The organism is Flavobacterium subsaxonicum WB 4.1-42 = DSM 21790 (assembly GCF_000422725.1).
GTDB lineage: Bacteria > Bacteroidota > Bacteroidia > Flavobacteriales > Flavobacteriaceae > Flavobacterium > Flavobacterium subsaxonicum.
Genome location: NZ_AUGP01000025.1, coordinates 81,196 through 104,961, shown reverse-complemented (window position 1 = coordinate 104,961; position 23,766 = coordinate 81,196). Strand labels below are relative to the sequence as shown.

Here is a 23,766-nt window from a genome sequence, read left to right as displayed (position 1 = left end):
CACAGTATGTTTATCATACTGTGGCATTTTTTTTTGTTTAATTTTTTAGGTTGATACCTCGCTGTATTTAAAAAAACTAAACAAAAAACTAAACAAAAAACTACATTATAATTACATTTACCTACATCGTTATACCGCAGTATTTTACACCTCCAAACAGCATTAATTGTTAATTATTTTTTACTAATTCGTGCAGTTTATCGAAAAAATGTGCTTTTTGTCTGTTTTTAAAAATGACAAAAAGGTCATTATTTAAATTTTAAATATCACAATTAGGGTAATTTTCGCAATATAATTTAACAAATCTGTCGAATTTATATTTTTAATGAAGTTTTTTTCGGCAAAGCTTATCAATCTACTAAATATTAGGACTGCATAATATGCGCTCTCATATTTAAATATATTTGTGAGGAAATTAAGATTTATTTAACAGTATAACGCTTCTTAAAAAAAAGTTAAAAAGATTTTGCTTCATTTTGAAACCATAATCGTAACCCGCTCGTATAGGTAGATATAGACAAATAAGTTTTTTCTATCATACGATAAATTTAAAAATTGCTTTAACAAACATTAACATAGTCTTAACTTTTACATTTGCCCTCATATTAATCGATATTTACAATCACATTATGAATTACATCTACCCCAATTTTACTAATCGCTATTTAAGGCTTGCTTTACTGGCTGTGCTTTTTGTAATTAATTTTCAGGTACAGGCACAATGCTCATTTGGAAACCAAACCACTTTTGGTACAGACCAGTGGTATGGTTATGTTTACAACAATATACCTACCGGCAACCCACCGGCAACAACACCGTTTGTAAGCGCTAACTACAGAGGCTATGTTACACGTGCCCAAAACTTTGACCAAAACTTAGGCAATGGTGCTATACCTGCCGAAGCTACCCTTTGTACGGGTACTTATAACGATAATTTTGCCATTCGCTACAAAATGACTAAAAACCTGGCTGCAGGTTACTATACATACATTGTAGGTGGCGATGATGGTTACAGGCTAAGCATTAATGATGGCGAATTTATTACGTCCCTTTCTGCCTGGGATGACCATTCTTATGGCTCTAAAACAGCAACTATATACCATGCAGGTGGTACAATTAATTATATACTTGAATACTACGAGCGTGGCACAGACTCGAGGGTTAGGTTTAATATGGCAGTTGCCGATTGTACTACCACTGCTCCGGAATCTATTACAAGCACAGGTACATCAAGCTGTACAACAACTACAACACTAACTGCTACCGGTGGTACAGTAGGTACTAATGCCACCTACCAATGGGGTATAGGCTCTGTAGCGGGTAACAACATAATATCTGGCGCTACAACAGCATCTATAACAGTACAACCACTATCTACAAAAACATACTGGGTAAGGCGCGTAGCTGCATCACCATGTTCTAATACTACCGATGCTGCTTTTAAAGTAGTAACACCGGCTGCTCCAGTGGCAGGTAACCCATCAGAATTTGGTAGCAATGCCTGGAACGTTTATGGTTACAAAGGCGAAAGCATTAGCCTTGCCAGCACTATAGAATATGCAGGTTTTTATACTGCATCTACATTAAGCTTTGATACTACTGCTTCTTGGCCACAAAACGCATCGCCATCATCTGCAACAGCTACTGCAAACAGTACTGCATGGAGTGGCTGTACAATACCGGTAGACAACTTTACATTTGTAAGCAAAAGGCAGGGTTTTCCTTGCGGTAACTACTCATTAGTGCTTAACAACTGGGACGACGAGGTTATTGTTTATGTTAACGGTACAAGCGTATACACACACAACGGATACAGTGGTGGTGCAGGTGGTGCTCAAACACTTGGCAATTTTAACCTAAGCGAAACTTCTACTATAGAGATAAGGATTAGAGAGAACGGTGGAGATGCCAACGCAAAACTTACTATTACAAATACTACAACAGCACCAACAGGCATATCGGGTACACTAACCGTTGGTTGTGGTAGCGAGTCTACAACACTTACAGCTACAGGCGGTACAGGTTCTACTTACCAATGGGGTACCGGAGACGTTGTAGGAGTTAACCCTATTGCCGGAGCTACAACAGCATCTATAACAGTTTCGCCATCGGCAACTACTAAATACTGGGTAAGGCGTGTAGCTACTGCACCATGTACTTTAACTACAACAGGCGTGGTTGTTACAGTAACAAGAAATACACCATTAGTAGACCCATCTACATTTGGGGCAGGCGTTTGGAATGTTTATGCTTACAATGGCGTAGATATAGCTACACCGTCTAACAATGTTTACCGTGGTTCTTATTCTGTAAGTACTTTAGGTTTTGATACTACTACAAGCTGGGGTTTATCGTCGTCTCCGTCATCAGCTACAGGCTACCAGGGATGTTCTGTAAACACAGATAACTTTACTTTTATCCACAAAAGAAAAGGCTTTAACTGCGGTTCTTATAAAATTACATTAAACAAATGGGATGATGCTGCCAGCATGTATATAGATGGCACATTAGTATGGTCTAACAACGCCTGGAGCGGCGATGCAGAAGTTAGTGTGGTAGTTGGTACTTACCAGTTAGGGCCAAACTCTACAATTGAATTCAGAACTCAGGATAACGCTACTTATGCAGTTGCAAAAGTAACTATTGCAGCAGTTACCTCTACAGATGCTGCCTCTATAGCAGGAGCGTCTATAACATGTAAAGATGCCTCTATAACACTTACAGCTACAGGAGCTTCTTTATTATCAAATACAGAGTACCAGTGGGGTACAGGCACAATAGGGCAAAACATAATTGCAGGCCAAACAGGCGCAAGCATTGTTGTTGCACCAAGCGCTACTACTACCTACTGGGTAAGAATTAAAAATACTATTTGTGGTACAACTACAGCCGGTACAACTAAACTGGTTACAGTACCAGCAGCAGTTACTTACACTAACGGTACATGGAGTGCTACACCAAGCATAAACACCCCGGTAGAAATAGTTTCGGGTAACCTGGAAGTAACTTCATCTTTACAAGCATGTTCATGTTTAGTTAAAGCTAACGCTACAGTAGCGGTAAACACAGGCGCAACATTTACAATTAAACGTAAATTAACGGTAGAGCCAAACGCTTTATTTTTAACACGCAACAACGGTGCATTAGTACAAATAGATGATAATATTGTTAACGAAGGTAGCATAAGGGTGGTTAAAAACACCAACCAGTTATACAGGTTAGATTACACAATGTGGTCGGCACCGGTAACAGGCCAGCAATTAGGTTTATTCTCTGTATTTACAAGCGCATCTCGTTTTTATGTGTACGGTGGTGTAGATGCCAGCAATAACTATACAGATGGTTACACAAGCATTAGCCCTAACAACAATTTTGATGTTGCTACAGGATACCTAATACGTATGCCAAACTCTGTAACAGGTGGCCCAACAGGCACGTACTACCAGGGTACAAGCACTATATCTTTTGAAGGTACATTTAAAGGCTTACCTAACAACGGTACTATTAATAAAACACTTAACACCCTTGGTGGCCGTTACACAGCAGTTGGTAACCCTTACTCTTCGCCAATTAGCGTAAAAGATTTTTACACTCAAAACAGCGGTGTGTTAGACGGTACTTCTGCAATGTACTTATGGAGAAAGAAAAACGACCACAACGTATCGTCTTATGCTACACTAACCCTTGCAGGTTTAGTAGCTAATGGTGCATCGCCAGACGGTTCTACAACTGTAAACCCTACTTACCTAAATGGTGGCCAGGATCAGGCAGTATTCTTTACAGGTACAAACAGCGATAATGCAAACTGGTTAATTGCACCTGGACAAGGTTTTATTGTAAGAACACAAACAGGCCTTACCAACCCGCAGCTTACCTTTAACAATACTATGAGAAGAGCAGCCCCAACAACAGGTGCAGAGCCTTTCTTTAAAGTAACACCGGGCCAGGAAACATCTCGCCTATGGTTAAACCTTACTACAGAAGGTGGCTTTAGCCAAACTGCTGTAGCTTACATACCGGGTGCTACTACAGGTTTAGATTATGGTTATGATGGTGTAAAATTAACCGATGGTAACAACGTAGCTCTTTACACACTTGCAGCAGATAATACGCTTACAATACAGGCAAGGCCGGCATTTACATCTTCTGATGAAGTTGCCCTTGGTTTTACAGCTAAAACTGCAGGTTCTTACACAATAGATGTAGATCATGTAGATGGCGTTTTTGCCGAAGGCCAAAGCATTTACCTTAGAGATAGCTTTACAGGTGTAACACATGATATTACAAGCACTGATTTTACCTTTACAACAGAGGCCGGTACTTTTGATGACAGGTTTACAGTACTGTATGCTCAGCCTACGCAATTGGGTACAGATAACCCTGTTATTACAGCTAACAGTGTAGTGGTTTATCAGCAAGACAACACTATAAACATAGCTTCAGGCAATATTGATATGACCGATGTTACTATTTACGACATCAGGGGCAGAAAATTATACAACCAGTCTAATATTAATGCTACTACAGTTACAGTAACAAACCTTGCAGCACAGCAGCAGGTACTTATTGTAGAAATTACCACAGTAGCAGGTAAGGTTAGCAAGAAAATAGTTTACTAAGCACACACAACACCCCGTTTTTTTTTTAGAATCCCTGTTGCAATGCAACAGGGATTTTTTTATGCCCTTATGCCTCATAACCTCGGCAGCATCAATAGCTTAACTATGAATAAATGATTAATTTATAAGTAAATAAAAAGCTATATCATACATTATCATTGTATAAATAGGATTTTACATTTTTAGTTATTTTTTAACTAATTACATAGCGATATTCCTACGTAAAAACGTAAAATAATCTTACATATAAATTTTATTTAACCACAATATTCTGACTAATAGGCGTTAAAACAATGACAAACAAACTCTTTGGCAGGAAAAAACTGTATTTCATCGAATATTTGAAGATTGGATAATAATCTAATTGGCATTTACTTTTTTTGTTAATGATTACTAAAATTTTAACAAAAAACAACTAATTAATTAATAAATATTAATCTAAATCTTAAATAACAATGAAACATCTTTACTTGCCGGGTAAGTGCTTAACGGTATTGTTACTATTTTTTACAGGTTTTATTACTGCTAATAACAAGGTTAATGGTGCTTTACTAACCAACAACCTAAACACAACTGTTGTTGCAGCGCCGGTTATAACAACGCAGCCTGCATCTCAGGTGGCCTGCACAGGCGCACAGGCATCGGCTACATTTACCGTAGTTGCCACCGGCGCCGAATCATATCAATGGAAAAAAAATGGCGTAGCCATAGACGGTGCAACATCGGCTTCCTATACAATTAGTAATGTAGAAACATCTCATATTGGTGCTTACAGCGTTGCAGTAACTAACAGCTCTGGCACCGTACAAAGCAGCACTGCTTATCTTAACAGTGTAATTACACAGCAGCCACAATCTGTAAACACCTGCCAGTTTAATGCGGTAAACCTTTCGGTTACGGCAAGTGGCACCTCTGTTAGCTACCAGTGGTATGTAAATACCACAAACAGCACAAGTGGCGGCTCTGCAATAGCAACGGCTAATTATGCCACCTACACTCCATCTGTTAATGCTGTGGGCACAAAATACTACTATGCTGTTATAAAAAATAATGGGCAGGAGTGTACCGCCACCACAACCAATGTTGCAGCCGTAACCGTTGCAACTGCGGCAAGTGTAAGTGCGCCATCGCCCAACCAGACTATATGCCCAAACAACGCCGCCGTTATAAGTGTTAGCTGGGCCAATGGCACATTGCAGTGGCACCAGAGTGCTAACGGCACCAGCGGCTGGATGCCTGTAACCGGTGGCTACGCAGTTAACAGTACTACCTATGTAACGGGTTTACTAACCAGCACCACCTACTACAGGGCTTTTGTAACCAATGGCAACTGTACTACTACAAGCACCGTTATATCTATTACCGTTGCCGAAAGCTACATCTGGACCGGTGCCGTAAGTGCCGACTGGAATCATCCGGGCAATTGGTCGTGCGGTACGGTGCCTACATCGGCACAAAATGTTATTATTACATCTCAGGCCGCTAACCAGCCCGAAATTGCCGAAATAACCGCTTATGCCAAGAGTATTTCTTTAGGCCAGGGCGCCTCATTAAATATATTAAGCACCGGTACACTGCAACTGGTAAACGAGGTTACCGTTGCCGAGGGTGGCGTATTAACCGTGCAAAACAACGGGTCGCTTTTACAGCAAAACAGCGTTGCCAACACCGGTAAAATAGTGGTAAAAAAAGACAGTAACCTTTTATACAGGTTGGATTATACCATGTGGTCGTCTCCGGTGGCAAACCAGCTTCTAAAAAACTTTTCGCCATTTACAAGCACCTCAAGGTTTTACACTTACGGCGGACTCGATACCGGCAATGTATACAAGGACCAGTATTTTGTAGTACCCAATATTAATACTGCAACCTTTAGTCCCGCAACGGGCTACCTTATCAGGATGCCCAACTCGGTAACAGGCGGGCCAACAGGCTCGTACTACATGGGCGAAGCTCCAATGGTTTTTAAAGGCAATTTTATTGGTACACCCAACAACGGCACTATTTACAAAAACCTGCAAACACAGGGCAACCGCTACACCGCTGTTGGCAACCCCTACCCTTCGCCTATAAGCGTATCGGAGTTTTTTACCCAAAACTCAGGTGTTTTAGATGGACTATCGGGTATGTATTTCTGGAGAAAGAAAAACGATATGGCCGTATCTACTTACGCCACCCTTACCCTTGCCGGCTTTGTGGCTAACGGTGCTACGCCAAAAGACGAAGAGGAGGATGAGGAAGAAGAAGTTCCTACTCCCGGCTATGCCTTTGGCGGACAGGATCAGAACATTTATTTCTCAGGAGAAGGTAACGATAATACCAACTGGCTAATAGCGCCCGGCCAGGGCTTTATTGTGCAAACAAAAGAGGGTGTGGCCAACCCGCAGGCTGTGTTTAACAGCAGCATGAGAAAACCGGCCACGATAACGGGCAGTGTAGCTTTTTTAAAGGGAGCATTGCAGCAGGAAAACCAGACATCGCGCGTATGGATAAACCTAAGCTCGGCAAATAGCTTTAGCCAAACGGCCATTGTTTATATGGATGGCGCAACTACAGGCCTTGACTATGGTTATGATGGCCGAAAGTTTATTAACGGTAACGCCACATTATATTCGGTGGCCCTAAACGAAACCTTAGCCATACAGGCAAGGCCGGTGTTTAACGCTACCGATGTTGTAGCACTTGGCTATGCGGTAGAAAACTATGGCAGCTACAAACTATCGTTAGATCATTTTGAAGGTGTTTTTGCCAACGGGCAGAACGTTTACCTTAAAGATAACTTTTTAGGCACAACCCATAACCTAACCGATGCCGATTATACATTTACAGCCGCGCCGGGCGTTTTTAACGAAAGGTTTGAGATTGTTTACGCACAACCGCTTAGCACCGGTAACCCTTTATTAAATGCCAACAGTGTGGTAGTTTATAAAGAGGGCAACGCTATAAAAATTTCAACAGGAAATATCGATATGAATGCTGTTACGGTTTACGATATTACCGGCAGGAGGCTGTACAACCAGCAAAACATTAACGCAACACAAACAGCTATAACTAACCTGGCCGCACAGCAGGAAGTATTAATTATTCAAATTGATACTGTGCAAGGCAAAGTCAGTAAAAAAATAGTGTACTAATATCCCCAATACCTTTGTTATTTTTTCCCTGTTGCTGCCCGCAACAGGGATTTTTTTTTGCTTCATAAATAAACATAACAACTAAATATCAACATATTAAATCTAAATAATTTAAAAGTTTAAAAAAAATAAAAGGCTCAGGCAACTTTTAAAAAAAAATGTACGTCTTTAGCATAACCAACCTTACTATAACCTTGAAGATAATAGCCTTACATACACCAGATGATGTGCTTATAAAAAAAGCACTGCGCCATGATGGTAAAGCAGAGCAGGCGCTCTTTAACCGGCATGCCCCTAAAATGCTGGGCGTGTGCCGCACCTATATTAAAGATTTGCATTATGCCGAAGATGTTATGATACAGGGTTTTACCAAGGTGTTCGAAAACCTGGATAAATTTAGGCATGAAGGCAGTTTTGAAGGATGGATTCGCCGCATTATGATTCGTGAGGCGGTCGATTTTTTAAGGAGCCGCAGGCAGTTATATTTTTCGGAAATAGAAGAAGCAGAGACCGTAGCGGTGCAAACCGAATCGGATTATGATATTGAGGTACTGCAATGGCTTATGGATAATTTGCCCAACGGCTACAAAACAGTAATGGTTTTATACACGGTTGAGGGCTACAGCCACAAAGAAATTGCCGACATGCTGGGCATTACAGAGAGCACCAGTAAATCGCAGATGTTTAAAGCCCGAAAAATGCTGCAACAGCAATTAGCCACACTTAGCAAAAAAGAAAATGGAGCACTATAATTTAGAAGATCAGCTACAGCGCAAACTTAAAGAGCGCAGCATAGCCCCATCTGCCGATGCGTGGGAAAGGGTTGCCTACAACAGGCAACTGACTAAGAAAAAGAACAAAAAACAGCCACTGTGGTATTGGGCAGCCGCCTGCCTTATAATTGCTTTTGGCATTGGCCTGTTTGCGGTGTTGCAAAATAATGCTGCTACCACTCAGCAACCCATACAGGTAGTTGTTACAACTGCTCAACCTGTGGAGCCTGCCATCATTGCCCCTGCTCCTGCTGCAGATACTTTTGTTGCGCCGGCATCGGTAGCGTTAACAACGCAGCGGGTACAGCATCAAAAAAACACCATCCAGGCGCCTGTTTCATTGCCTTTAGATAGTGTTGCTGTGGTTAACAAAGCGACTCTTCTGCCGCAGATTGAGTTGCAAAAAGCAACCGAAGTAGCCTATGCCCTAAACAGGATATCGCAACAAAACGGCCAGGTAACACAAAACGAGCTCGATTCGCTACTGCTTTCGGCACAAAAGCAAATTGCCTTAGAGCGTTTAAAGAATACATCGGAACCGGCCAGCGAAACCGCCCTTTTAAAAGAGGCAGAGACCGAGGTAGATATGTCATTCAGAGAAAAAGCACTTAATATCTTTAAGTATAAATTCAAAACCATCAGGATAGCAATTAAAGATTAGTAATAGCCTTAACCTTCAATCAATCATCATCATGAAACGAATTATTTTTTACATTGCCTTAGTGGCAACAGGGCTTTGCATGCCCAAAGCCTACGCACAGTTTACCCCTGTTAAGTTTGAAGACCCGCTGCCAACTGCACCCGAAGAACGCAAAGCCGAGCTGGAACGCCGTTTGCAAGTAAAACTGGACCAGTTTGAAAAGGTAAAACAAAACATTATTGCCGATGAAAAATACGATCTTAAAAAGGCTGTCGAAAAAATTACGGCGCAGTTAGAAGAGGGTTCTATTACCCCCGAACAGGCACAGGCTTTAAAAGAGGAAGCTGCCAAAAAAGCCGCCCTTAACATAGACAACAAAGTAGCTATTGTAGACAACCAGATTGCCCTGGCCAAACGCGACGAAGTTTACGATTTTAATGCCAACCAGGGTACTTATTTTGAAATGGGCTTTGGTAATGCTTACGACGATAACGGTAGTTTTTTACTCGGTTTTAATTATAACGCCAAAAACAGAAAAAAGAAATATGATAAACGCACTACATCTGATGTTGTACTGGCTAGTGGATTTAATAACACTATAGGCGACGGAAAAACCATTGGCGACTCGTACCGTTTTGGCAAGAGCGGCTTTGCCGAGATAGGTATTGCCCTTAAAACAAGGTTGTTTAAAGATTCTTATAAAGTGCGTTTGGTGTATGGGCTGTCGTATCATTTTAATACATTGTCGCCAAAAAACAATAAGTATTTTGTAAATAATGATGGTACTACCGTGCTGGAAGAATTCCCCAACAAATTAAAACAGTCGCAAATGCGGTTTGATAATCTTGTAGTGCCCGTGCATTTTGAGTTTGGGCCATCTAAAAAAAGAGAGTATAAAGATTACTTTAGGTACGATACCACCAACATGTTAAAAGTAGGCATTGGAGGATTTGCAGGTATAAACACCGGTGCTACCCAATTTTTAAAATATAAAGCCGGTGGCGAGAGGTTTGCAACCCGCGTAAGGACTGATTTTAATGCTACTAAATTTGTTTATGGTGTTAGCGGCTACATTGGCTTGGGCAGTATATCGTTATACGCTAAATACGACCTCAACCCGGTGTTTACAAACTCGGCAGCTAAAGACCATAATATTTCTTTAGCGCTGCGATTAGACCTTTAATCAGGCATTGCAATAAGCTTAAAGGCCCTGGTTCGTAACCGGGGCTTTACTTTTCAGATGTTATGTAAGCCTCCACAATCCTGTCGAGCTCCGGATAGGTACTGCTAAATACTCGGGGTTTAGAAAAAATATGTACGTCTTGCATAGTACTTTCGCCATAGCCCGAATATAATTTCTGGACAACATCCATGCCCTTTGTAACATTGCCAAATGCCGGATAACCTTTTACACCCTCAAAGTTAAGAGTATCCAGTTCCGGATTATCGCGAAGGTTTATAAACAAATCAAATCCGCGCGACTCTTTGCCCATGCGGGCAAAAGTTACCGTTCCTTTTTTATTGCTGTACCGCACCGCCTCATCGGGCACTTTAATTTTTTTCCATGCGTTTATTTTTTGCATATCGGTCGTACCAAATTGGGCTACAAAATTGGGCACCACCCTGTAAAAAAGGGTGTTATCATAATAGCCGCCTTTAATCAGGTTGTAAAGCCTGTCGGCCGCCGCAGGCGACCATTCTTTTTTTACCTCAATATCAAACTGCCCCTTGGTAGTTTCAAATGTTGCAGTAAACACCGAAGGAGCCGGATTGTTGGCTGCCTGTGTTTTTGAGTCTTTACAGCCCAGGAAAACAAGGCATAGCAGTATGAAGATGATTTTTGATGTTTGCATTGTAGTGTTTTGTATTTGTAAAAATATAAAATTAACTAATTGCCAAATAGCAGAATTTAGGTGTTTAAGGTGTGCCTTAGTAAATAGATGCCCCTTACATAAGCTTGTACGGATATAAAGGCTAACTTGTGAGAATAATCAACCAAATACTAAAGTTATGAATAAGTCTGGCCCTATAATTATTATCGAAGACGACCTGGACGACCAGGAAATGCTTTCTGAAGTGTTTAATGAGCTGGACTATAAGAACGAGATTATATTTTTTGGCGATGGAGAGCAGGCACTTAACTACCTTATAAATACAGATGTAGAGCCGTTTATTATATTTTCGGATATTAATATGCCTAAACTGAATGGAATGGAGTTACGGGCAAAAGTGCATCAAAACGAAGACTTGCGCCTTAAGTCGATACCCTACCTGTTTTTTTCTACAGTGGCAGAACAGGAAAATGTTATCGATGCCTACTCTAAATCGGTACAGGGATTTTTTATAAAACCATCCAATTTTAACGATCTTAAAAACATCATTAAAACAATTGTAGAATATTGGCTAATGTGTGTATCTCCAAATTATATTAAGTAGTTACCTTAATCTATTCTCGCCTATTCCGGTATTACAGGATTCCGGCTTTCACAGGTTTGCGGGTCTTCTCTAAGTGCTATCGGTTAATAACACTCTATCCGTTAAGCCCTTAGCAACAGTTATCTAATAGTATCCTTTTCCGCCTTTTAAACTCCCTATTAAAACAAACTTGCTATTCTCCTTCAACTTACTTTCGTCAAAACTTTCATCATAATTACCTAAAAAAACGCCTCCATTAACATCTATTTCCTCAGTTGTTATATTTTCAAAATTGTCATCTTTAAATCGTGGCGATAAAATTAATATATCTCCATTTACTCCATTTACTCCATTTACTCCATTAAAATTCAGCAAATAATCAGTCTTAAAAACTATAAGGTACTTATTAACAATTGATAATATTATTCCCCGAATAATATTCTTTCCATCAGGGCTTTCAAAATCCCAAGGTTCAGCTATTATAATAGTATACGCATTTTTATGATTATTCATTTAAATTTAACTTAAAGCAGGCCAATTAATATGATGGAATATTTTTATTTGTAATGGGTAACGACCTCAATTTAGAATAGGTACTTACTGCAAATTTTATATCAAAAATTATTTCTCCGGTTTTAGGGTCAAAACCATTAATTTGATCTAAGCCCAATCTCCAACTACTATCTTCTTCTAAAATTTTAAAATTAAAACTCCATCTATCGTGAGACTTTTTTAAATCTATGACATCTACCTTACTTAGCTTCCTTTGTGCAAAACCAATAGCTAAATGTTTTTGGTCTTTCGGATAGTGCGAAACAAATAAATATCTTTTTTTATACAATGCATAAAAGATAATATCATCGCTTTTATTTAAAGCAATTGTATCTTTCCCAGTTACAATATAATCCTCATAGAAATAATACTTTTTCCATTTAACCCGATAAGTACTGTAGGGATGATTTTTTTCATTTTCTTTCAATCTTCCATATTCCCATAAGGGTTCCAACTGAGCAAATAATGTAGCTGAAGAAAAAAGGAATAATAATACTATAAAATTTTTCATGCCTGTTTATTGTAGCTTAATAAAGCTATGAGGAGTTTTGTTTACTATATGTAGCAATCTATTACTAAATATACAAAACATAAAGCCCTAAATTACAAAGAAATGATGCTTTATTGCGAATAACTATACAAATGCACCTTCAAAATACTTATACTATTCTGTTGCAAAGCCTTTCAAATCTAAGCAAATGGCTTATCTTACCTTTTGTGCTTTAAAAACTTTTGTTTAACTTACCAGACATCACCACATTTCAAGGTTTAGTTTACTAATTTATTACAACATCGCTATTATAAACTTCTATTAATATTTTAGAATCGTCATCTTCAAAATCATCTCTTTCTAAATAAACTTTTTTATTTAGACATTTAGAAATATTAGAAATGTATTTAACTATAGTATTATGCTGTTCCACTTTATTTATTTCAAACGCATCAATATCATTATCTAAATCGCTACTATCATTAAAAAAACAATTTATTTGAACATCCTCAATATAGATTGAAGCCATAAAACCATATTCATTAAGGCCTTCCCAATACTCCTTTATATCTGTAAGCACTATGTAATCTTTTACTACTTGAGTTTGATAACTTTTAAAACTAACTTTGTAATTTATATTTACAAAATTTATCCATTTTTCCCAATCATTTAGTGTTAAGTCATAACAAATAATATTACGAAATTTACCATTATCAATATAATAAAATTTATCCTTTATGTTTTTCCAATCCATTATTAATTATTTTTAATAACCTTAGCGACTTTATCAACATTTCTCTCTGAAAGCTCTCTATATACATTAAATTCTCTCGTTCTACTAATATTTGCTCCTCGCCCAGATACTTTATTATAAATGGTACTTATACCATATATTTTTTCATCAATTAATTGTTTGTTCAAATTAGCTATCTATAATTTCTTTTGTGCAATCCTATATTTCAGCAAAAAATAAGGTGGCAATTTATTAAAATCCATATCTTTTATTTCATCAACAAAAGCCTTATAGTTTTTTGAATTCCACGATTTTAAAATTTTCTCCAATCTTTGATTATGAATTATTTCATCCGTATATTTTTTATTTTCCTCTAATACAAATATTTTTAATGGTGTTATGTATCCCTTTAAAATTTGCCCACCTAATTCAGTTTGAAATAGCAAAGAAAGATTTTGTAAAAAGACTTCTGGTGCTACCTGGTCAAGGCTTAACTCCGAAACAAATAGATTCTTAGCTACGTTATCATCTAAAGGATATAATTCACCAATATTCTCCCCAATTTCAACAAAATGGGAATTTTCAAAAGTGCTAAATACTATATTAACCTTAATCGCTGAAGATCGAAAACGTATAACGTTTTTAAATTCTTCCTCTATCTTAAATCCGTATCTAATAAGTATTGGCAGTAGATATGCTTTTATAATTGTGTTAAATTCCATAACTAGATTATTTAAATTATAATTTTACGAAATCAATATTATAACTATAATTCGGGACTGCTAATTTGTTCAAAGTTCAACAATAGACTACTTATTTTTTCAAATATGTCTCTCTGTTCTACATCAGAATATATCTCCTCTGCTTTTTCTTTAAGTATTCTGAATTCATCAGGATTTACTATTTTACCTCTCTTTATTATTTGATTTATTTTCTTTTGAGTTTTTCCCGAATCGTCATTCAGATCCTTGCCAAACTTTTCTTTAAGTAAGTGATTGATCTTACTGACATTTTCAACATCGAAATATTGTGCCATCTTCGTAATATCCTTTAGAGCCAGCCGCATTCCTCTTAAATTTTTTGCAGTGTAACCATTTATTATCGCATTTTTAAAAGAAGCCATACTATTATTAACCGATATTGTGTCTAAATGATCGATAATTGTTAGACACCAATCTTTTATAAATAATAGCTCTTCTTCTTTTTTTTGATTAGATAATTTTTCCATTTTATTTAACTTTAATATTTAGTAAGCATATACTTCTTTATGAAAATAAATATTAGTCTATTAACCTTCAAACCCATTTGCTTTATATGGGTCCTTCCAATTTTTTTCCCGATAGCGCGGATTTTTAATCCGTGCTACGCGCAATACAGCAAATCTAATACATTGCTTACAGCAATTCTTACGAGTTATTAATAATAAAAAAATGCTTCCGCTACGCGGAAGCATCAATTTCTTTGGCAGGCTGAGAGGGACTCCTGTCGAACACCTTATACCCATTTTGATGTTTTTTGAAACCGCAAAAACAATGAGATAACGAATTCAGAAAATCACTGATTATTACTTTTACATCGCCGCACTGCGTACATCAAAAAACAGAGTTACATAATAAAGACACTTAATTTTTGGATCATAATACCTTGCGCTGTAGTAATAATTCCCGGTTTCCTCATCAAATCCTTTGCCGTTAAACTTAAACGGCGAGTTATTAGAATTTAGGTGCTCATCTACAAGTGTTTCGCCAAATGGCAGGTACTCCATGTGCTGGCTTAACAAATCCCGCGGCATTGGTCATGTAGTGCTGCTACCCAAATGATCTGGGTGCAAATAGTAAATAAGTGAGCTTAACCGGTATATAAACATCTGCCTATGTAAACCATAAAATGAGTGTGAATTTAACAGATATTCGTACACTAGATTATAATTAAAAATAACATCCTTATAACTAACAGTTTAATTATAAAATTCTCTTAAAAGAACTTCGATAATTGATTTTAATAAGGACGCAATAACTAGGTCCATTTTACCAATTACATAAATGAACACAAACCAAATAGACATAATAGTATTAACATAGTTAATGCATTTGTAATAAATCTTTGATGTTTTTTAAAAAATTATCATCTGTAAACTGTCCGTTTATGTTAGTGATAAAATAGTTACTGTTCTCCTTAAAAATTATTCCTGTGGAATATTTACTCACAATTGCTTCGTTATTATTTTGATCTTTATATATAAATTCAATTTGAATAGTTCCTTTAAAAGGTCTAGTTAACTCATTATTTTGAGAGTGTAAGGACGATATTTTATTACAAAAATCAGCAATTTGTACCTTATTACTTATTACAACCTCTTTAACTCCACCATATCGATGAGTTGCCCTATTTTCTATATAAATTTTAACAATATTACTACAATCAAATTTAACTTTAGTTGTTGTGCAGCTTGAGCTTATTAAAGCTAAACAAATGCACAATATATAAAATATAGTTCTCATAAATTCATTTTTAATTTCTACTTCCATTAAGTTCGTTAGTAAAAGGTGGTATAGCTGGTGGTATAGATAGTTCATGCATTAATTTTGCTCCTGATAGGTTTATTGATCCATTTTTCCTGTTTCCTGCTAAACCTCCGCTAATTCCAATTCCCAAACTAAAACCAAAATAAGAATTATCCCAAGCGGAAAATGCAGATGCAGTGATGAATTTAAAACTCGCACTGATACTTTTCTCTAAACCCTCAAATTTGTATCTATTAAAATCATTGTAAGTACTTTCTGAATTATAAATAAAACTTACAGATATACCTAAATCTCCTTTTATAGTTCTACTGTCTCTCTCTATTCCTACATCACCACCTTTTTCTGATGGCCCATATACGAATAATCCGCCTTTATCAGCACCAACCAACGGAGCAACTACACTCCATGTACCACCAAAATTTACAGTCCCAGCATGCACGCCCGCTCCAAAATTAAGTCTTATCGCATCGGGTTTACCTAGCAAGGTGGCCCATATATCAAAACCAAAGATATAAGTAGGCTCACCAGGAGCTTGTGAAACAGGGGCTAGAGGTGCGAACGTAACTCTGTTATAATAGTTTATATCATATATATCTGACTTTATGATTATTGATTCATGATAACGTTTAGTGTGAGGGTTATATGCCCAAATAATTATATCTTCAGGGGCTCTGCCGTCTGGATCAATATATTTAATCGGGTTTTCATAACAATACCCGTAAGGATCTATAGTTTGCTCCGCCAACGGGTCAACACTAATAAAGATACTTAATTTTGGGTCATAATACCTTGCGCTGTAGTAATAATTCCCGGTTTCTTCGTCGCGCTCTTTGGCGTTAAATTTAAATGGGCTGTTAATAGAGTTTAAATGTTCGTCTGTCAACGTTTCGCCAAATGGCAGGTATTCCATGTGCTGGCTTACTGCTCCGGAGGCATTTGTCATGTAACTACTACTGCCTAAATGATCTGGGTGAAAGTAGTATATACTTAGTTTAGAAACATCGTGCGTTATAGTTATATCTGTTTCTTCGGGAACTTCTCCCGTTATAGGTAATACTACATGAAATTTATCCTTCACATCATCACAATATCTTGGGCATGTATGACACTGGTAGTACTTGCACCGCGCACAGGTACATTATTAATGCCAAAGAAGTCCAATGCATTACATCGTCTATTATATTTTGCGGGTAAAAACCAAGGTCAGTAATGGTACCGGTCTTGCCGCTAACGCGTTCGCTGCCTATGTAATAATGTTTGGTATAGCTCATACGGTCTATACGTTTCCTGTTGGTTTCTGTATGGTATACCTTGCCCATTAGCAGACCGCTTGGATATATCATTATATTATTTTTAGCACCTTCGGCCACCTGCATTGTAGATATAAATGGCTATGGGGTGGCTGGTGCCGTCGTCGGGCTTAAGGTCTACACCTATACGGCGGTTTTCTTCGTCCCAATCAATATCTATGAAGTCTTTATGATCAATTTATATTTACTGGATCTGTACACTGTTTTAAACATTCCGCATCAAAATCAAATTTAGATAATGCACGATATAAATCTTTAAAATTTAAACCTAAATTTAACTCATTTAATTCTCGAAGTAATTTGCTTGTTTTATAATCTCTATAAGATAACTTGTTTATATCCCTTATTAAAAACAATAAGTCATTTCCATTAAAACCTTTAAGCCTATAACTTTTATAGTTCCAAACATTATAGGCTAATATAAATTCATTACATGACGATGAATTAAATGAAATATTTAACTTATCATTTACTTTATTTATTCGATTACCAACTTTAAACTTAAGAAATATAATATCAATATAGTAACTACCTATTGTATCCAATTTAATGCTTATCAAATCTGGATCATGTATAATATTATTATCTTTCTCTAAAATTAAAATATTCTCTTGAATTAAATGCTGAGAGAAAGACCTTTCTACAGTACTATTTGTTTGGGAATAAATTTTTGACGATGATATTATTAAAACTATTAATATTATTTTTTTCATTTATTTTATTATTAGATAACTTGTCATATAAAACTATTTACCTGGTTTCCTTCTTTTATTAGAATCGTAACTCTCTTGAAAATTCATCGCTGATTCAGAACGGAAATGATGTCTATTTTCAGGTAATTGACAGTCGTGTTGAGTAACTTTTCCTGATGTATAAAACTTAAATTTATCGATAGGATTAATCGTCATGCCATATGCATGTCCCATTTCATGTGCCAGTACATTACTAATAGGATCAACAATTCTAAAATCTAAAGTGGTCATTATTGAAGACATACCTTGATAAGTTCCGTCCGCATTTTGTGTCCATTTGGCAGCAGTAGCACCCCCTCCTGATCCACTAGCAACGCCTGCATTAATTACAACATCAACGCACTGTGTGTCTCCTTTGCTATCTTTAAATTCCAAATTATTAACCAAGTTATAGTTATTTTCATCGGTAGCCGCGAAGTTATTAATTGCATCAAATATTTGTTGCTCTTTTACCCTACTATCTGCCAATTTTTCAGTTGATTTTTTATAATTTTTTACAGAGGTTTTATAGTCTTTAAATTCAGCTCGAGTAGCAAAATCTTTTCTTTTCTTGTCAAGCTGACACTGATATTTTGCATCAATATTTGCTTTCTGACCATTATTTAATGCTTCCAATTTTTCCCTTTTTGCTGTTTCACCATTAACTAAGTCTCTTCCATCAGGATCAATTTAATTAATTGGATTATTTAAACAATAAGCATAAGCACTAACCCCCGGATATTTCTCCGCCATCGGATCCACACTTATAAAGATACTTAATTTCCGTAAGCGTTAATCTTACAAAGATAATATTTGTTTGGCGTTCAGTTTATCTTCCCATTGCTACGAAAGTAAAAATGTTATAGCCGCACCAGGATCTGTAATTTGTAATATAGCATATTACCACTCGTTTTGTGCACGAGCCAAGAGGCTCGCGCTAGCTGGGGGAACGTATCAACGATATACAAAAAATGAATGCCGATACTAAAAGCGTTCTGTTTAAGGTCATTGATACCTACATCCAAAATTTTAAAACTAAACAGGTTTTTAGATAGAACGACAAAGCCACCGATTAAGGTGGCTTTGATTTATTACCGTGAGTATCTATCCTCTATCTCCTTATTTTTCCTTAAGGCGTTTATAAAAATACTGACAAGCGTCATCTTCATTGGTAAATATTCTTATTGAATGCTTTTCACCCCTTTCCTTAAAATAAACTTCATACTCAACCGAATAAGTACCTTTTCTGATAGTAAGAGAAAGCTTATCATCGTCATTGGTGGAACCATAAAGACCATGTAAATAATACCTGTCCTCAGGTACTCTTAACTCTTTTAACTTGATATATAATTCTTGTATCGTCATAGCTTAAAATGGTGCAATAATCCCCTTTTAATTAATATGTCTGCACCAACAGGTAATTGGAATTAAATACCAAAAGCACTTTCATAATGCCCCCGGAAAGTCTGGGGTTTTACTTTTCCCTTCTAATGCTTCCTATTATTACAAATCGGGCATTTTCTTGTAATTCTTTTTCGGTCAACGATTTATCATACTTTTTAAATAAAAGACTACCATTTACAACAACAATCTTGTCGGGTAAATCTAAAAAATCATTGCCCTTATGCCTTGGGGTTAAGATTAAAATATCACTTTCAATGCTATCAAAATTCAAATAGTTATTAGTTTAAAAACTAATAATTGGTTACTTTTTACGCTTATTATATTTCCCCTAACGATATTTTGCCCGTCTGGACTTATAAAATCCCACGGCTCACCGACTGAAATAAAATACCTTTCTTTCGTCATAATATATTATCTTAATGATTGCCAATTAATCAATCTTACATTTACAGGATCTAAAGTCATAAATTCTGCACCTTCCCAATCATTCCGTTACGAGGTAGAACCTTTCTACCGTTGAGCAATAGAGTAGGATTGGATATTGTACTTACGGTTGGAGTATTAGGGGGTAATTTTTAAACAGCCTCTTGATCTCCATGCTGTTATTGGTATTGATTGTGCTGATTATTGCAAGCATAGTTGTGCTAAATTTCTTCTCAAAATCTGCAGCGCATATAAGTTACCCCTGTACTTTAAATTTACGTTGTAACAAAAAATGCTCCCTTACAGGAGCATCAATTTCTTTTTGCAGAGAGGAAGGGATTCGAACCCTCGATACCCTTGTGGAGTATACACACTTTCCAGGCGTGCGCCTTCGACCACTCGGCCACCTCTCTAAGTTTATGCGGCTGCAAAAGTAGAATTAAAAAATGGATATTTAAAATTATTCCGACAATTCGCCGCGCAGCGATGTCTCAAACAGGTCTTTAAATTTGGCATGTTCCGGGTGCCGACCCAACAGGTACATCATTTTGGTAATGGCGGCTTCGGTAGTAATGTCGGCGCCGCTTATAACGCCTATTTCTTTCAGCAGGGTGCTGGTTTCGTAATGGCCCATGTTTACGCGTCCGCCAGAGCATTGCGTTACGTTAACAACATGCAGTCCGCTCTCAATAGCGCGTTGCAGTATACCTATAAACCAGTCTTCAGACGGGGCGTTGCCCGCACCGTACGTTTCCAGTACAATACCTTTTAGGTTGGGTATATTTACAATGGCCTGCATAACTTTTACGTTAAGGCCGGGAAACATTTTTACAATGGCCACATTATCTTCAAACTCCAGGCCTACGCTTAATTGCTTGCCATCATTTGCATGATTAAGGTACTCTTTATTTACCTTTAGATGAACGCCGGATTCGGCCAGGGCCGGGTAGTTAGGCGATGTAAAGGCATTAAAATGCTCGGCACTAATTTTGGTGGTGCGGTTGCCGCGGTACAGCTTGTATTCAAAATACAGGCACACCTCGCGGATTATAGGCTGCCCATCGTGGTGTAACGACGCTACCTGTATGGCAGTAATAAGGTTTTCTTTGGCATCGGTACGCAAATCGCCTATTGGCAATTGCGACCCGGTAAACACTACAGGCTTATTAAGGTTTTCGAGCATAAAGCTTAACGCCGATGCCGAATACGACATGGTATCAGACCCATGCAGTATTACAAAACCATCATAACTGTTATAGTTGTCTTTTACAAGATTGGCTATCATAACCCATTTAGACGGGTCCATGTTAGACGAATCTATAGGGCTCTCAAAAGACACCGTTTGTATATCGCAATCCAGCTGTTTAAGTTCTGGTATGTTTTGCAGTAATTTTTTAAAGTTAAACACTTTAAGCGCGCCTGTCTCAAAGTTTTTAACCATACCAATGGTACCGCCGGTATATATCAGTAAGATATTGGGCTTAGGCATCCTGGTATTTCATTTTGTTAACCACGGGGTTAGCATACATGGCCAGGAAACCTTCTTTTAAAACCGGATTTTCTATGTCGATACGCATTTCTAAACGCCTTAAAAACACCTGTTTTTCTTTCTCGGTATACCTGTCGGCAAAGCGGCTGGTGTTATTTAAAAGGTCGTAAGCAATATAATTGGTAGGCCAAAGTTTGTAGGTACTTAAAATAGAATCGTCTATTACCTGTGCCAGGGCCTGTATTTGCTTGTTGGCGTTTTCCTGGGTGGCAGTAATAGCATCAAGCTCGGTATCCAGCACATCGCCTACATGCAGGTGAATGCGCTTTTTTTGGCCCATTATACCGCTAAGCAGCGTAGTAAAATCTTCGTTCTTTTCTTTAACGTATACCTCATCTTTAGACTGTGCTAATAGCTGCGGCATTTTAAGGGCATCGGTAGGATCGTATTCATACGAAATAGATACCGGTACTATTTTTAGCTTCTTAAAGAAATCCATAATGTTTTTCTCGTCAGATGCCATGCCAAGCATTTTAAGCACGCCCTGCTGTGTAGCATCGTTACCATCTTTTGTACGGCCTTCGCGCTGCGCTATCCAGACTGATCGGTTTTCGCGCGTTAGCAGTTGGCACATATATTCAGACATTAACTTAGAGCTTTGCAGCAGCTCTCGCGGAGACAAGCCCCTTTGCACCACAAAATTGCGGTTAAGCCTGGAGAGTACACGCAAAAATGTTTTTTGCACAAGGTTATCGCCAATGGCCGATGCCGTCATGATAAGGCCATGATCCAGCAAACAAACATTAAGCAATGATGTATCTAATATAATATCTCTATGGTTAGAGATATAAAGGTAAGGCGTGTGGTTATCCAGCTTCTCGAAGCCTGATGTAGTTAAACCTTCAGAACTTTTTTCGAGTACTTTTTGTACAGCACTGTATATAAAGTTGGCCTGAAAATCGCGCTTAGAATGCGTTTTTTTGAGCTGTTCTGCCCAAACCTCATCTTCAACGTCCGGAAAGGTAAAGCTCATGAGCGCTTTCATCATAGGGTGGTGTACTACACTACGTAGGGCCTCATTTACTTCGCTGTCATAAAAGGGCCTGATATGATCAAATTTCGACATGTACTTAATTAGGGATTAAACTATCAGCAAATGAACAAAAAATTATTGAATTTAACCCGAATTCTGTGTTAAATCCCATATATATCTTTAGAATTTTGTGTAGTAATGGCTGCAATTTGTTCTATTGGCAGGCCGTATATCTCAGATAATTTTTGCGCAACCAGTGGTATATAGGCGCTCTCGTTACGTTTGCCCCTGTGCGGCACAGGCGATAGGTAGGGCGCATCTGTTTCTAACACAATATGTTCTAAAGGTATCTGGTTTAAAAACTGGTTTATTTTACCGTTTTTAAAAGTAGCCACGCCGCCAATACCCAGCTTCATGTTATAAGAGAGGGCTTTTTGGGCCTGCTCAAAATCGCCGGTAAAGCAATGGAAGATACCGAATAAGTCGGTACCCTTTTCATCTTCCAGCACCTCAAAGGTTTCGTTAAAGGCATCGCGGCAGTGTATGTTTATGGGCAGCCTGTATTTTTTAGCCAGTTGTATCTGGTGCTTAAAGGCCTGTTGTTGTTCGGCAAGGCGGGTTTTATCCCAATAGAGGTCTACCCCAATTTCTCCCACAGCATAAAACTTATGCTTTGCAAGTTGCGCTTCTACATGGGCAAGCTCTTCGAGGTAATTTTCTTTAACGTAGGTGGGGTGCAGGCCCATCATTAAAAAAACATTGTCGGGGTATTGGGCTTCTAGGTCGTACATCTGCTGCGTATATTCAGAATCTATAGACGGTACAAAAAGGCGGGTAACACCGGCATCAAAAGCGCGCTGCATCATGGCATCCCTGTCGGCACTAAATTCTTCGCTGTATAAATGGGTGTGGGTATCGGTAAGTATCATATTGTCATGCTATGGCGCAAAATTACAAACTTGGCGCGGCTTTTGACGTGCATACATAAATTTAAATTATTTTTGAGACCAGCAACACCATTAACCTAATGAAAGACCTGTACAGCCATTTAAAAGACAAAGGCTACAAACGCATAAAATTTAAAGTATCTAAAACCCAGCACCTTTTAGTTAAGGCTAAAATTAACGGTGTAGAAGGCAATTTTATATTAGACACCGGCGCTTCTAACAGCTGCGTGGGCTTTGAGGCCATAACGCATTTTGAGCTTAAGGCAGATGACTCTGACACCAAAGCAGCAGGTGCCGGAGGCATTGGCATGCTAACACAAACATCGGTCAAAAACAACCTAAAACTGGGCCGCTGGAGCACCAAAAAGCTGGCGTTGGTTATTTTTGATATGTCGCATGTTAACCTGGCATTGGAGCAGTACAAAGCCAAGCCGGTACATGGCATTATTGGTGCCGATATACTTTTAAAAGGTAAAGCAATTATAGATTATGGCAATCTTTGCTTTTATTTAAGATAATTACCCAACTATTTAAATATCAAGTAGTTT

The 23,766-nt window shown here is 37.8% G+C and carries 24 protein-coding genes and 1 tRNA gene; 7 read left to right on the top strand and 18 right to left on the bottom strand.

Annotation, left to right across the window (positions count from 1 at the left end):
* Positions 1 to 629: 629 nt before the first annotated feature.
* From G509_RS0108290 to G509_RS0108270, 5 genes are all read left to right on the top strand, one after another.
* Positions 630 to 4,619, top strand: coding sequence for a T9SS sorting signal type C domain-containing protein (locus tag G509_RS0108290; RefSeq protein ID WP_026991093.1), 3,990 nt, complete (start codon positions 630 to 632; stop codon positions 4,617 to 4,619).
* A 455-nt stretch (positions 4,620 to 5,074) separates the two neighbouring features.
* Positions 5,075 to 7,753 (top strand): T9SS sorting signal type C domain-containing protein, encoded by a 2,679-nt coding sequence (locus G509_RS21710; RefSeq protein WP_035754931.1) that lies wholly within the window; start codon positions 5,075 to 5,077, stop codon positions 7,751 to 7,753.
* Between the two features lie 158 nt (positions 7,754 to 7,911).
* Positions 7,912 to 8,505: an RNA polymerase sigma factor gene (locus tag G509_RS0108280; RefSeq protein ID WP_242604883.1), complete on the top strand. Its 594-nt coding sequence runs from the start codon at positions 7,912 to 7,914 to the stop codon at positions 8,503 to 8,505.
* Positions 8,492 to 9,187 (top strand): hypothetical protein, encoded by a 696-nt coding sequence (locus G509_RS0108275; protein WP_026991091.1) that lies wholly within the window; start codon positions 8,492 to 8,494, stop codon positions 9,185 to 9,187. The genes G509_RS0108280 and G509_RS0108275 overlap by 14 nt, the downstream gene beginning before the upstream one ends.
* A gap of 31 nt (positions 9,188 to 9,218) precedes the next feature.
* On the top strand, positions 9,219 to 10,349 hold the full coding sequence (locus tag G509_RS0108270) for a hypothetical protein (RefSeq protein ID WP_026991090.1): 1,131 nt from the start codon (positions 9,219 to 9,221) through the stop codon (positions 10,347 to 10,349).
* Between the two features lie 46 nt (positions 10,350 to 10,395).
* Here G509_RS0108270 and G509_RS0108265 read toward each other — a convergent pair whose 3' ends face one another.
* Complete coding sequence (locus G509_RS0108265; RefSeq protein WP_035738743.1) at positions 10,396 to 11,019, bottom strand: peptidylprolyl isomerase; 624 nt, start codon at positions 11,017 to 11,019, stop codon at positions 10,396 to 10,398.
* A 157-nt stretch (positions 11,020 to 11,176) separates the two neighbouring features.
* Here G509_RS0108265 and G509_RS0108260 point away from each other — a divergent pair, with 157 nt between their 5' ends.
* Entirely contained in the window at positions 11,177 to 11,602 is a 426-nt protein-coding gene (locus G509_RS0108260; RefSeq protein ID WP_026991088.1) for a response regulator, read from the top strand.
* 123 nt (positions 11,603 to 11,725) lie between these two features.
* Here G509_RS0108260 and G509_RS0108255 read toward each other — a convergent pair whose 3' ends face one another.
* The 17 genes from G509_RS0108255 to G509_RS0108175 form a co-directional block, all read right to left on the bottom strand.
* Positions 11,726 to 12,094: a hypothetical protein gene (locus G509_RS0108255; RefSeq protein ID WP_026991087.1), complete on the bottom strand. Its 369-nt coding sequence runs from the start codon at positions 12,092 to 12,094 to the stop codon at positions 11,726 to 11,728.
* Between the two features lie 25 nt (positions 12,095 to 12,119).
* Entirely contained in the window at positions 12,120 to 12,644 is a 525-nt protein-coding gene (locus G509_RS0108250; RefSeq protein ID WP_026991086.1) for a hypothetical protein, read from the bottom strand.
* Positions 12,645 to 12,909: 265 nt separating this feature from the next.
* On the bottom strand, positions 12,910 to 13,377 hold the full coding sequence (locus G509_RS0108245) for a hypothetical protein (protein ID WP_026991085.1): 468 nt from the start codon (positions 13,375 to 13,377) through the stop codon (positions 12,910 to 12,912).
* 176 nt (positions 13,378 to 13,553) lie between these two features.
* Positions 13,554 to 14,078 (bottom strand): hypothetical protein, encoded by a 525-nt coding sequence (locus G509_RS0108240; protein WP_026991084.1) that lies wholly within the window; start codon positions 14,076 to 14,078, stop codon positions 13,554 to 13,556.
* A 44-nt stretch (positions 14,079 to 14,122) separates the two neighbouring features.
* On the bottom strand, positions 14,123 to 14,584 hold the full coding sequence (locus G509_RS0108235) for a hypothetical protein (protein WP_026991083.1): 462 nt from the start codon (positions 14,582 to 14,584) through the stop codon (positions 14,123 to 14,125).
* A 342-nt stretch (positions 14,585 to 14,926) separates the two neighbouring features.
* On the bottom strand, positions 14,927 to 15,121 hold the full coding sequence (locus tag G509_RS21705) for an RHS repeat-associated core domain-containing protein (RefSeq protein WP_244877497.1): 195 nt from the start codon (positions 15,119 to 15,121) through the stop codon (positions 14,927 to 14,929).
* A gap of 316 nt (positions 15,122 to 15,437) precedes the next feature.
* Positions 15,438 to 15,884 carry a hypothetical protein gene (locus G509_RS0108225; protein WP_026991081.1) on the bottom strand — a complete coding sequence of 149 codons (447 nt, stop codon included), beginning with the start codon at positions 15,882 to 15,884 and terminating at the stop codon, positions 15,438 to 15,440.
* A complete protein-coding gene (locus G509_RS0108220; protein ID WP_207382711.1) occupies positions 15,868 to 16,959 on the bottom strand; it encodes an RHS repeat domain-containing protein in 1,092 nt (363 codons plus the stop codon). The genes G509_RS0108225 and G509_RS0108220 overlap by 17 nt, the downstream gene beginning before the upstream one ends.
* Before the next feature lie 4 nt (positions 16,960 to 16,963).
* Complete coding sequence (locus G509_RS0108215) at positions 16,964 to 17,224, bottom strand: hypothetical protein (RefSeq protein WP_131450746.1); 261 nt, start codon at positions 17,222 to 17,224, stop codon at positions 16,964 to 16,966.
* 140 nt (positions 17,225 to 17,364) lie between these two features.
* On the bottom strand, positions 17,365 to 17,904 hold the full coding sequence (locus G509_RS0108210; protein ID WP_026991078.1) for a hypothetical protein: 540 nt from the start codon (positions 17,902 to 17,904) through the stop codon (positions 17,365 to 17,367).
* 33 nt (positions 17,905 to 17,937) lie between these two features.
* The gene (locus tag G509_RS0108205; protein WP_026991077.1) at positions 17,938 to 18,558 is read right to left on the bottom strand and encodes a M57 family metalloprotease; all 621 of its coding nucleotides are present in this window, start codon (positions 18,556 to 18,558) and stop codon (positions 17,938 to 17,940) included.
* A gap of 483 nt (positions 18,559 to 19,041) precedes the next feature.
* Positions 19,042 to 19,287: a hypothetical protein gene (locus G509_RS0108200; protein ID WP_026991076.1), complete on the bottom strand. Its 246-nt coding sequence runs from the start codon at positions 19,285 to 19,287 to the stop codon at positions 19,042 to 19,044.
* A gap of 109 nt (positions 19,288 to 19,396) precedes the next feature.
* A complete protein-coding gene (locus G509_RS22815; protein WP_051200066.1) occupies positions 19,397 to 19,597 on the bottom strand; it encodes a hypothetical protein in 201 nt (66 codons plus the stop codon).
* 477 nt (positions 19,598 to 20,074) lie between these two features.
* Positions 20,075 to 20,162 (bottom strand) — tRNA-Ser (locus tag G509_RS0108190).
* A gap of 47 nt (positions 20,163 to 20,209) precedes the next feature.
* The gene (locus tag G509_RS0108185) at positions 20,210 to 21,238 is read right to left on the bottom strand and encodes an asparaginase (RefSeq protein WP_026991075.1); all 1,029 of its coding nucleotides are present in this window, start codon (positions 21,236 to 21,238) and stop codon (positions 20,210 to 20,212) included.
* Positions 21,231 to 22,364 carry a 1-acyl-sn-glycerol-3-phosphate acyltransferase gene (locus G509_RS0108180; protein ID WP_026991074.1) on the bottom strand — a complete coding sequence of 378 codons (1,134 nt, stop codon included), beginning with the start codon at positions 22,362 to 22,364 and terminating at the stop codon, positions 21,231 to 21,233. Before G509_RS0108180 ends, G509_RS0108185 begins: the two co-directional genes overlap by 8 nt.
* A 68-nt stretch (positions 22,365 to 22,432) precedes the next feature.
* Positions 22,433 to 23,200, bottom strand: coding sequence for a TatD family hydrolase (locus tag G509_RS0108175; RefSeq protein WP_026991073.1), 768 nt, complete (start codon positions 23,198 to 23,200; stop codon positions 22,433 to 22,435).
* A gap of 98 nt (positions 23,201 to 23,298) precedes the next feature.
* Here G509_RS0108175 and G509_RS0108170 point away from each other — a divergent pair, with 98 nt between their 5' ends.
* Positions 23,299 to 23,736 (top strand): retropepsin-like aspartic protease, encoded by a 438-nt coding sequence (locus G509_RS0108170; RefSeq protein WP_026991072.1) that lies wholly within the window; start codon positions 23,299 to 23,301, stop codon positions 23,734 to 23,736.
* Positions 23,737 to 23,766: the final 30 nt, after the last annotated feature.

Excerpts from the sequence above, each read along its gene's own strand:
- G509_RS0108290 (WP_026991093.1), top strand. The coding sequence starts at position 630 with ATGAATTACATCTACCCCAATTTTACTAATCGCTATTTAAGGCTTGCT.
- G509_RS21710 (WP_035754931.1), top strand. The coding sequence starts at position 5,075 with ATGAAACATCTTTACTTGCCGGGTAAGTGCTTAACGGTATTGTTACTA.
- G509_RS0108280 (WP_242604883.1), top strand. The coding sequence starts at position 7,912 with ATGTACGTCTTTAGCATAACCAACCTTACTATAACCTTGAAGATAATA.
- G509_RS0108275 (WP_026991091.1), top strand. The coding sequence starts at position 8,492 with ATGGAGCACTATAATTTAGAAGATCAGCTACAGCGCAAACTTAAAGAG.
- G509_RS0108270 (WP_026991090.1), top strand. The coding sequence starts at position 9,219 with ATGAAACGAATTATTTTTTACATTGCCTTAGTGGCAACAGGGCTTTGC.
- G509_RS0108265 (WP_035738743.1), bottom strand. The coding sequence starts at position 11,019 with ATGCAAACATCAAAAATCATCTTCATACTGCTATGCCTTGTTTTCCTG.
- G509_RS0108260 (WP_026991088.1), top strand. The coding sequence starts at position 11,177 with ATGAATAAGTCTGGCCCTATAATTATTATCGAAGACGACCTGGACGAC.
- G509_RS0108255 (WP_026991087.1), bottom strand. The coding sequence starts at position 12,094 with ATGAATAATCATAAAAATGCGTATACTATTATAATAGCTGAACCTTGG.
- G509_RS0108250 (WP_026991086.1), bottom strand. The coding sequence starts at position 12,644 with ATGAAAAATTTTATAGTATTATTATTCCTTTTTTCTTCAGCTACATTA.
- G509_RS0108245 (WP_026991085.1), bottom strand. The coding sequence starts at position 13,377 with ATGGATTGGAAAAACATAAAGGATAAATTTTATTATATTGATAATGGT.
- G509_RS0108240 (WP_026991084.1), bottom strand. The coding sequence starts at position 14,078 with ATGGAATTTAACACAATTATAAAAGCATATCTACTGCCAATACTTATT.
- G509_RS0108235 (WP_026991083.1), bottom strand. The coding sequence starts at position 14,584 with ATGGAAAAATTATCTAATCAAAAAAAAGAAGAAGAGCTATTATTTATA.
- G509_RS21705 (WP_244877497.1), bottom strand. The coding sequence starts at position 15,121 with ATGGAGTACCTGCCATTTGGCGAAACACTTGTAGATGAGCACCTAAAT.
- G509_RS0108225 (WP_026991081.1), bottom strand. The coding sequence starts at position 15,884 with ATGGAAGTAGAAATTAAAAATGAATTTATGAGAACTATATTTTATATA.
- G509_RS0108215 (WP_131450746.1), bottom strand. The coding sequence starts at position 17,224 with ATGATATATCCAAGCGGTCTGCTAATGGGCAAGGTATACCATACAGAA.
- G509_RS0108210 (WP_026991078.1), bottom strand. The coding sequence starts at position 17,904 with ATGAAAAAAATAATATTAATAGTTTTAATAATATCATCGTCAAAAATT.
- G509_RS0108200 (WP_026991076.1), bottom strand. The coding sequence starts at position 19,287 with ATGACGATACAAGAATTATATATCAAGTTAAAAGAGTTAAGAGTACCT.
- G509_RS0108185 (WP_026991075.1), bottom strand. The coding sequence starts at position 21,238 with ATGCCTAAGCCCAATATCTTACTGATATATACCGGCGGTACCATTGGT.
- G509_RS0108180 (WP_026991074.1), bottom strand. The coding sequence starts at position 22,364 with ATGTCGAAATTTGATCATATCAGGCCCTTTTATGACAGCGAAGTAAAT.
- G509_RS0108175 (WP_026991073.1), bottom strand. The coding sequence starts at position 23,200 with ATGATACTTACCGATACCCACACCCATTTATACAGCGAAGAATTTAGT.
- G509_RS0108170 (WP_026991072.1), top strand. The coding sequence starts at position 23,299 with ATGAAAGACCTGTACAGCCATTTAAAAGACAAAGGCTACAAACGCATA.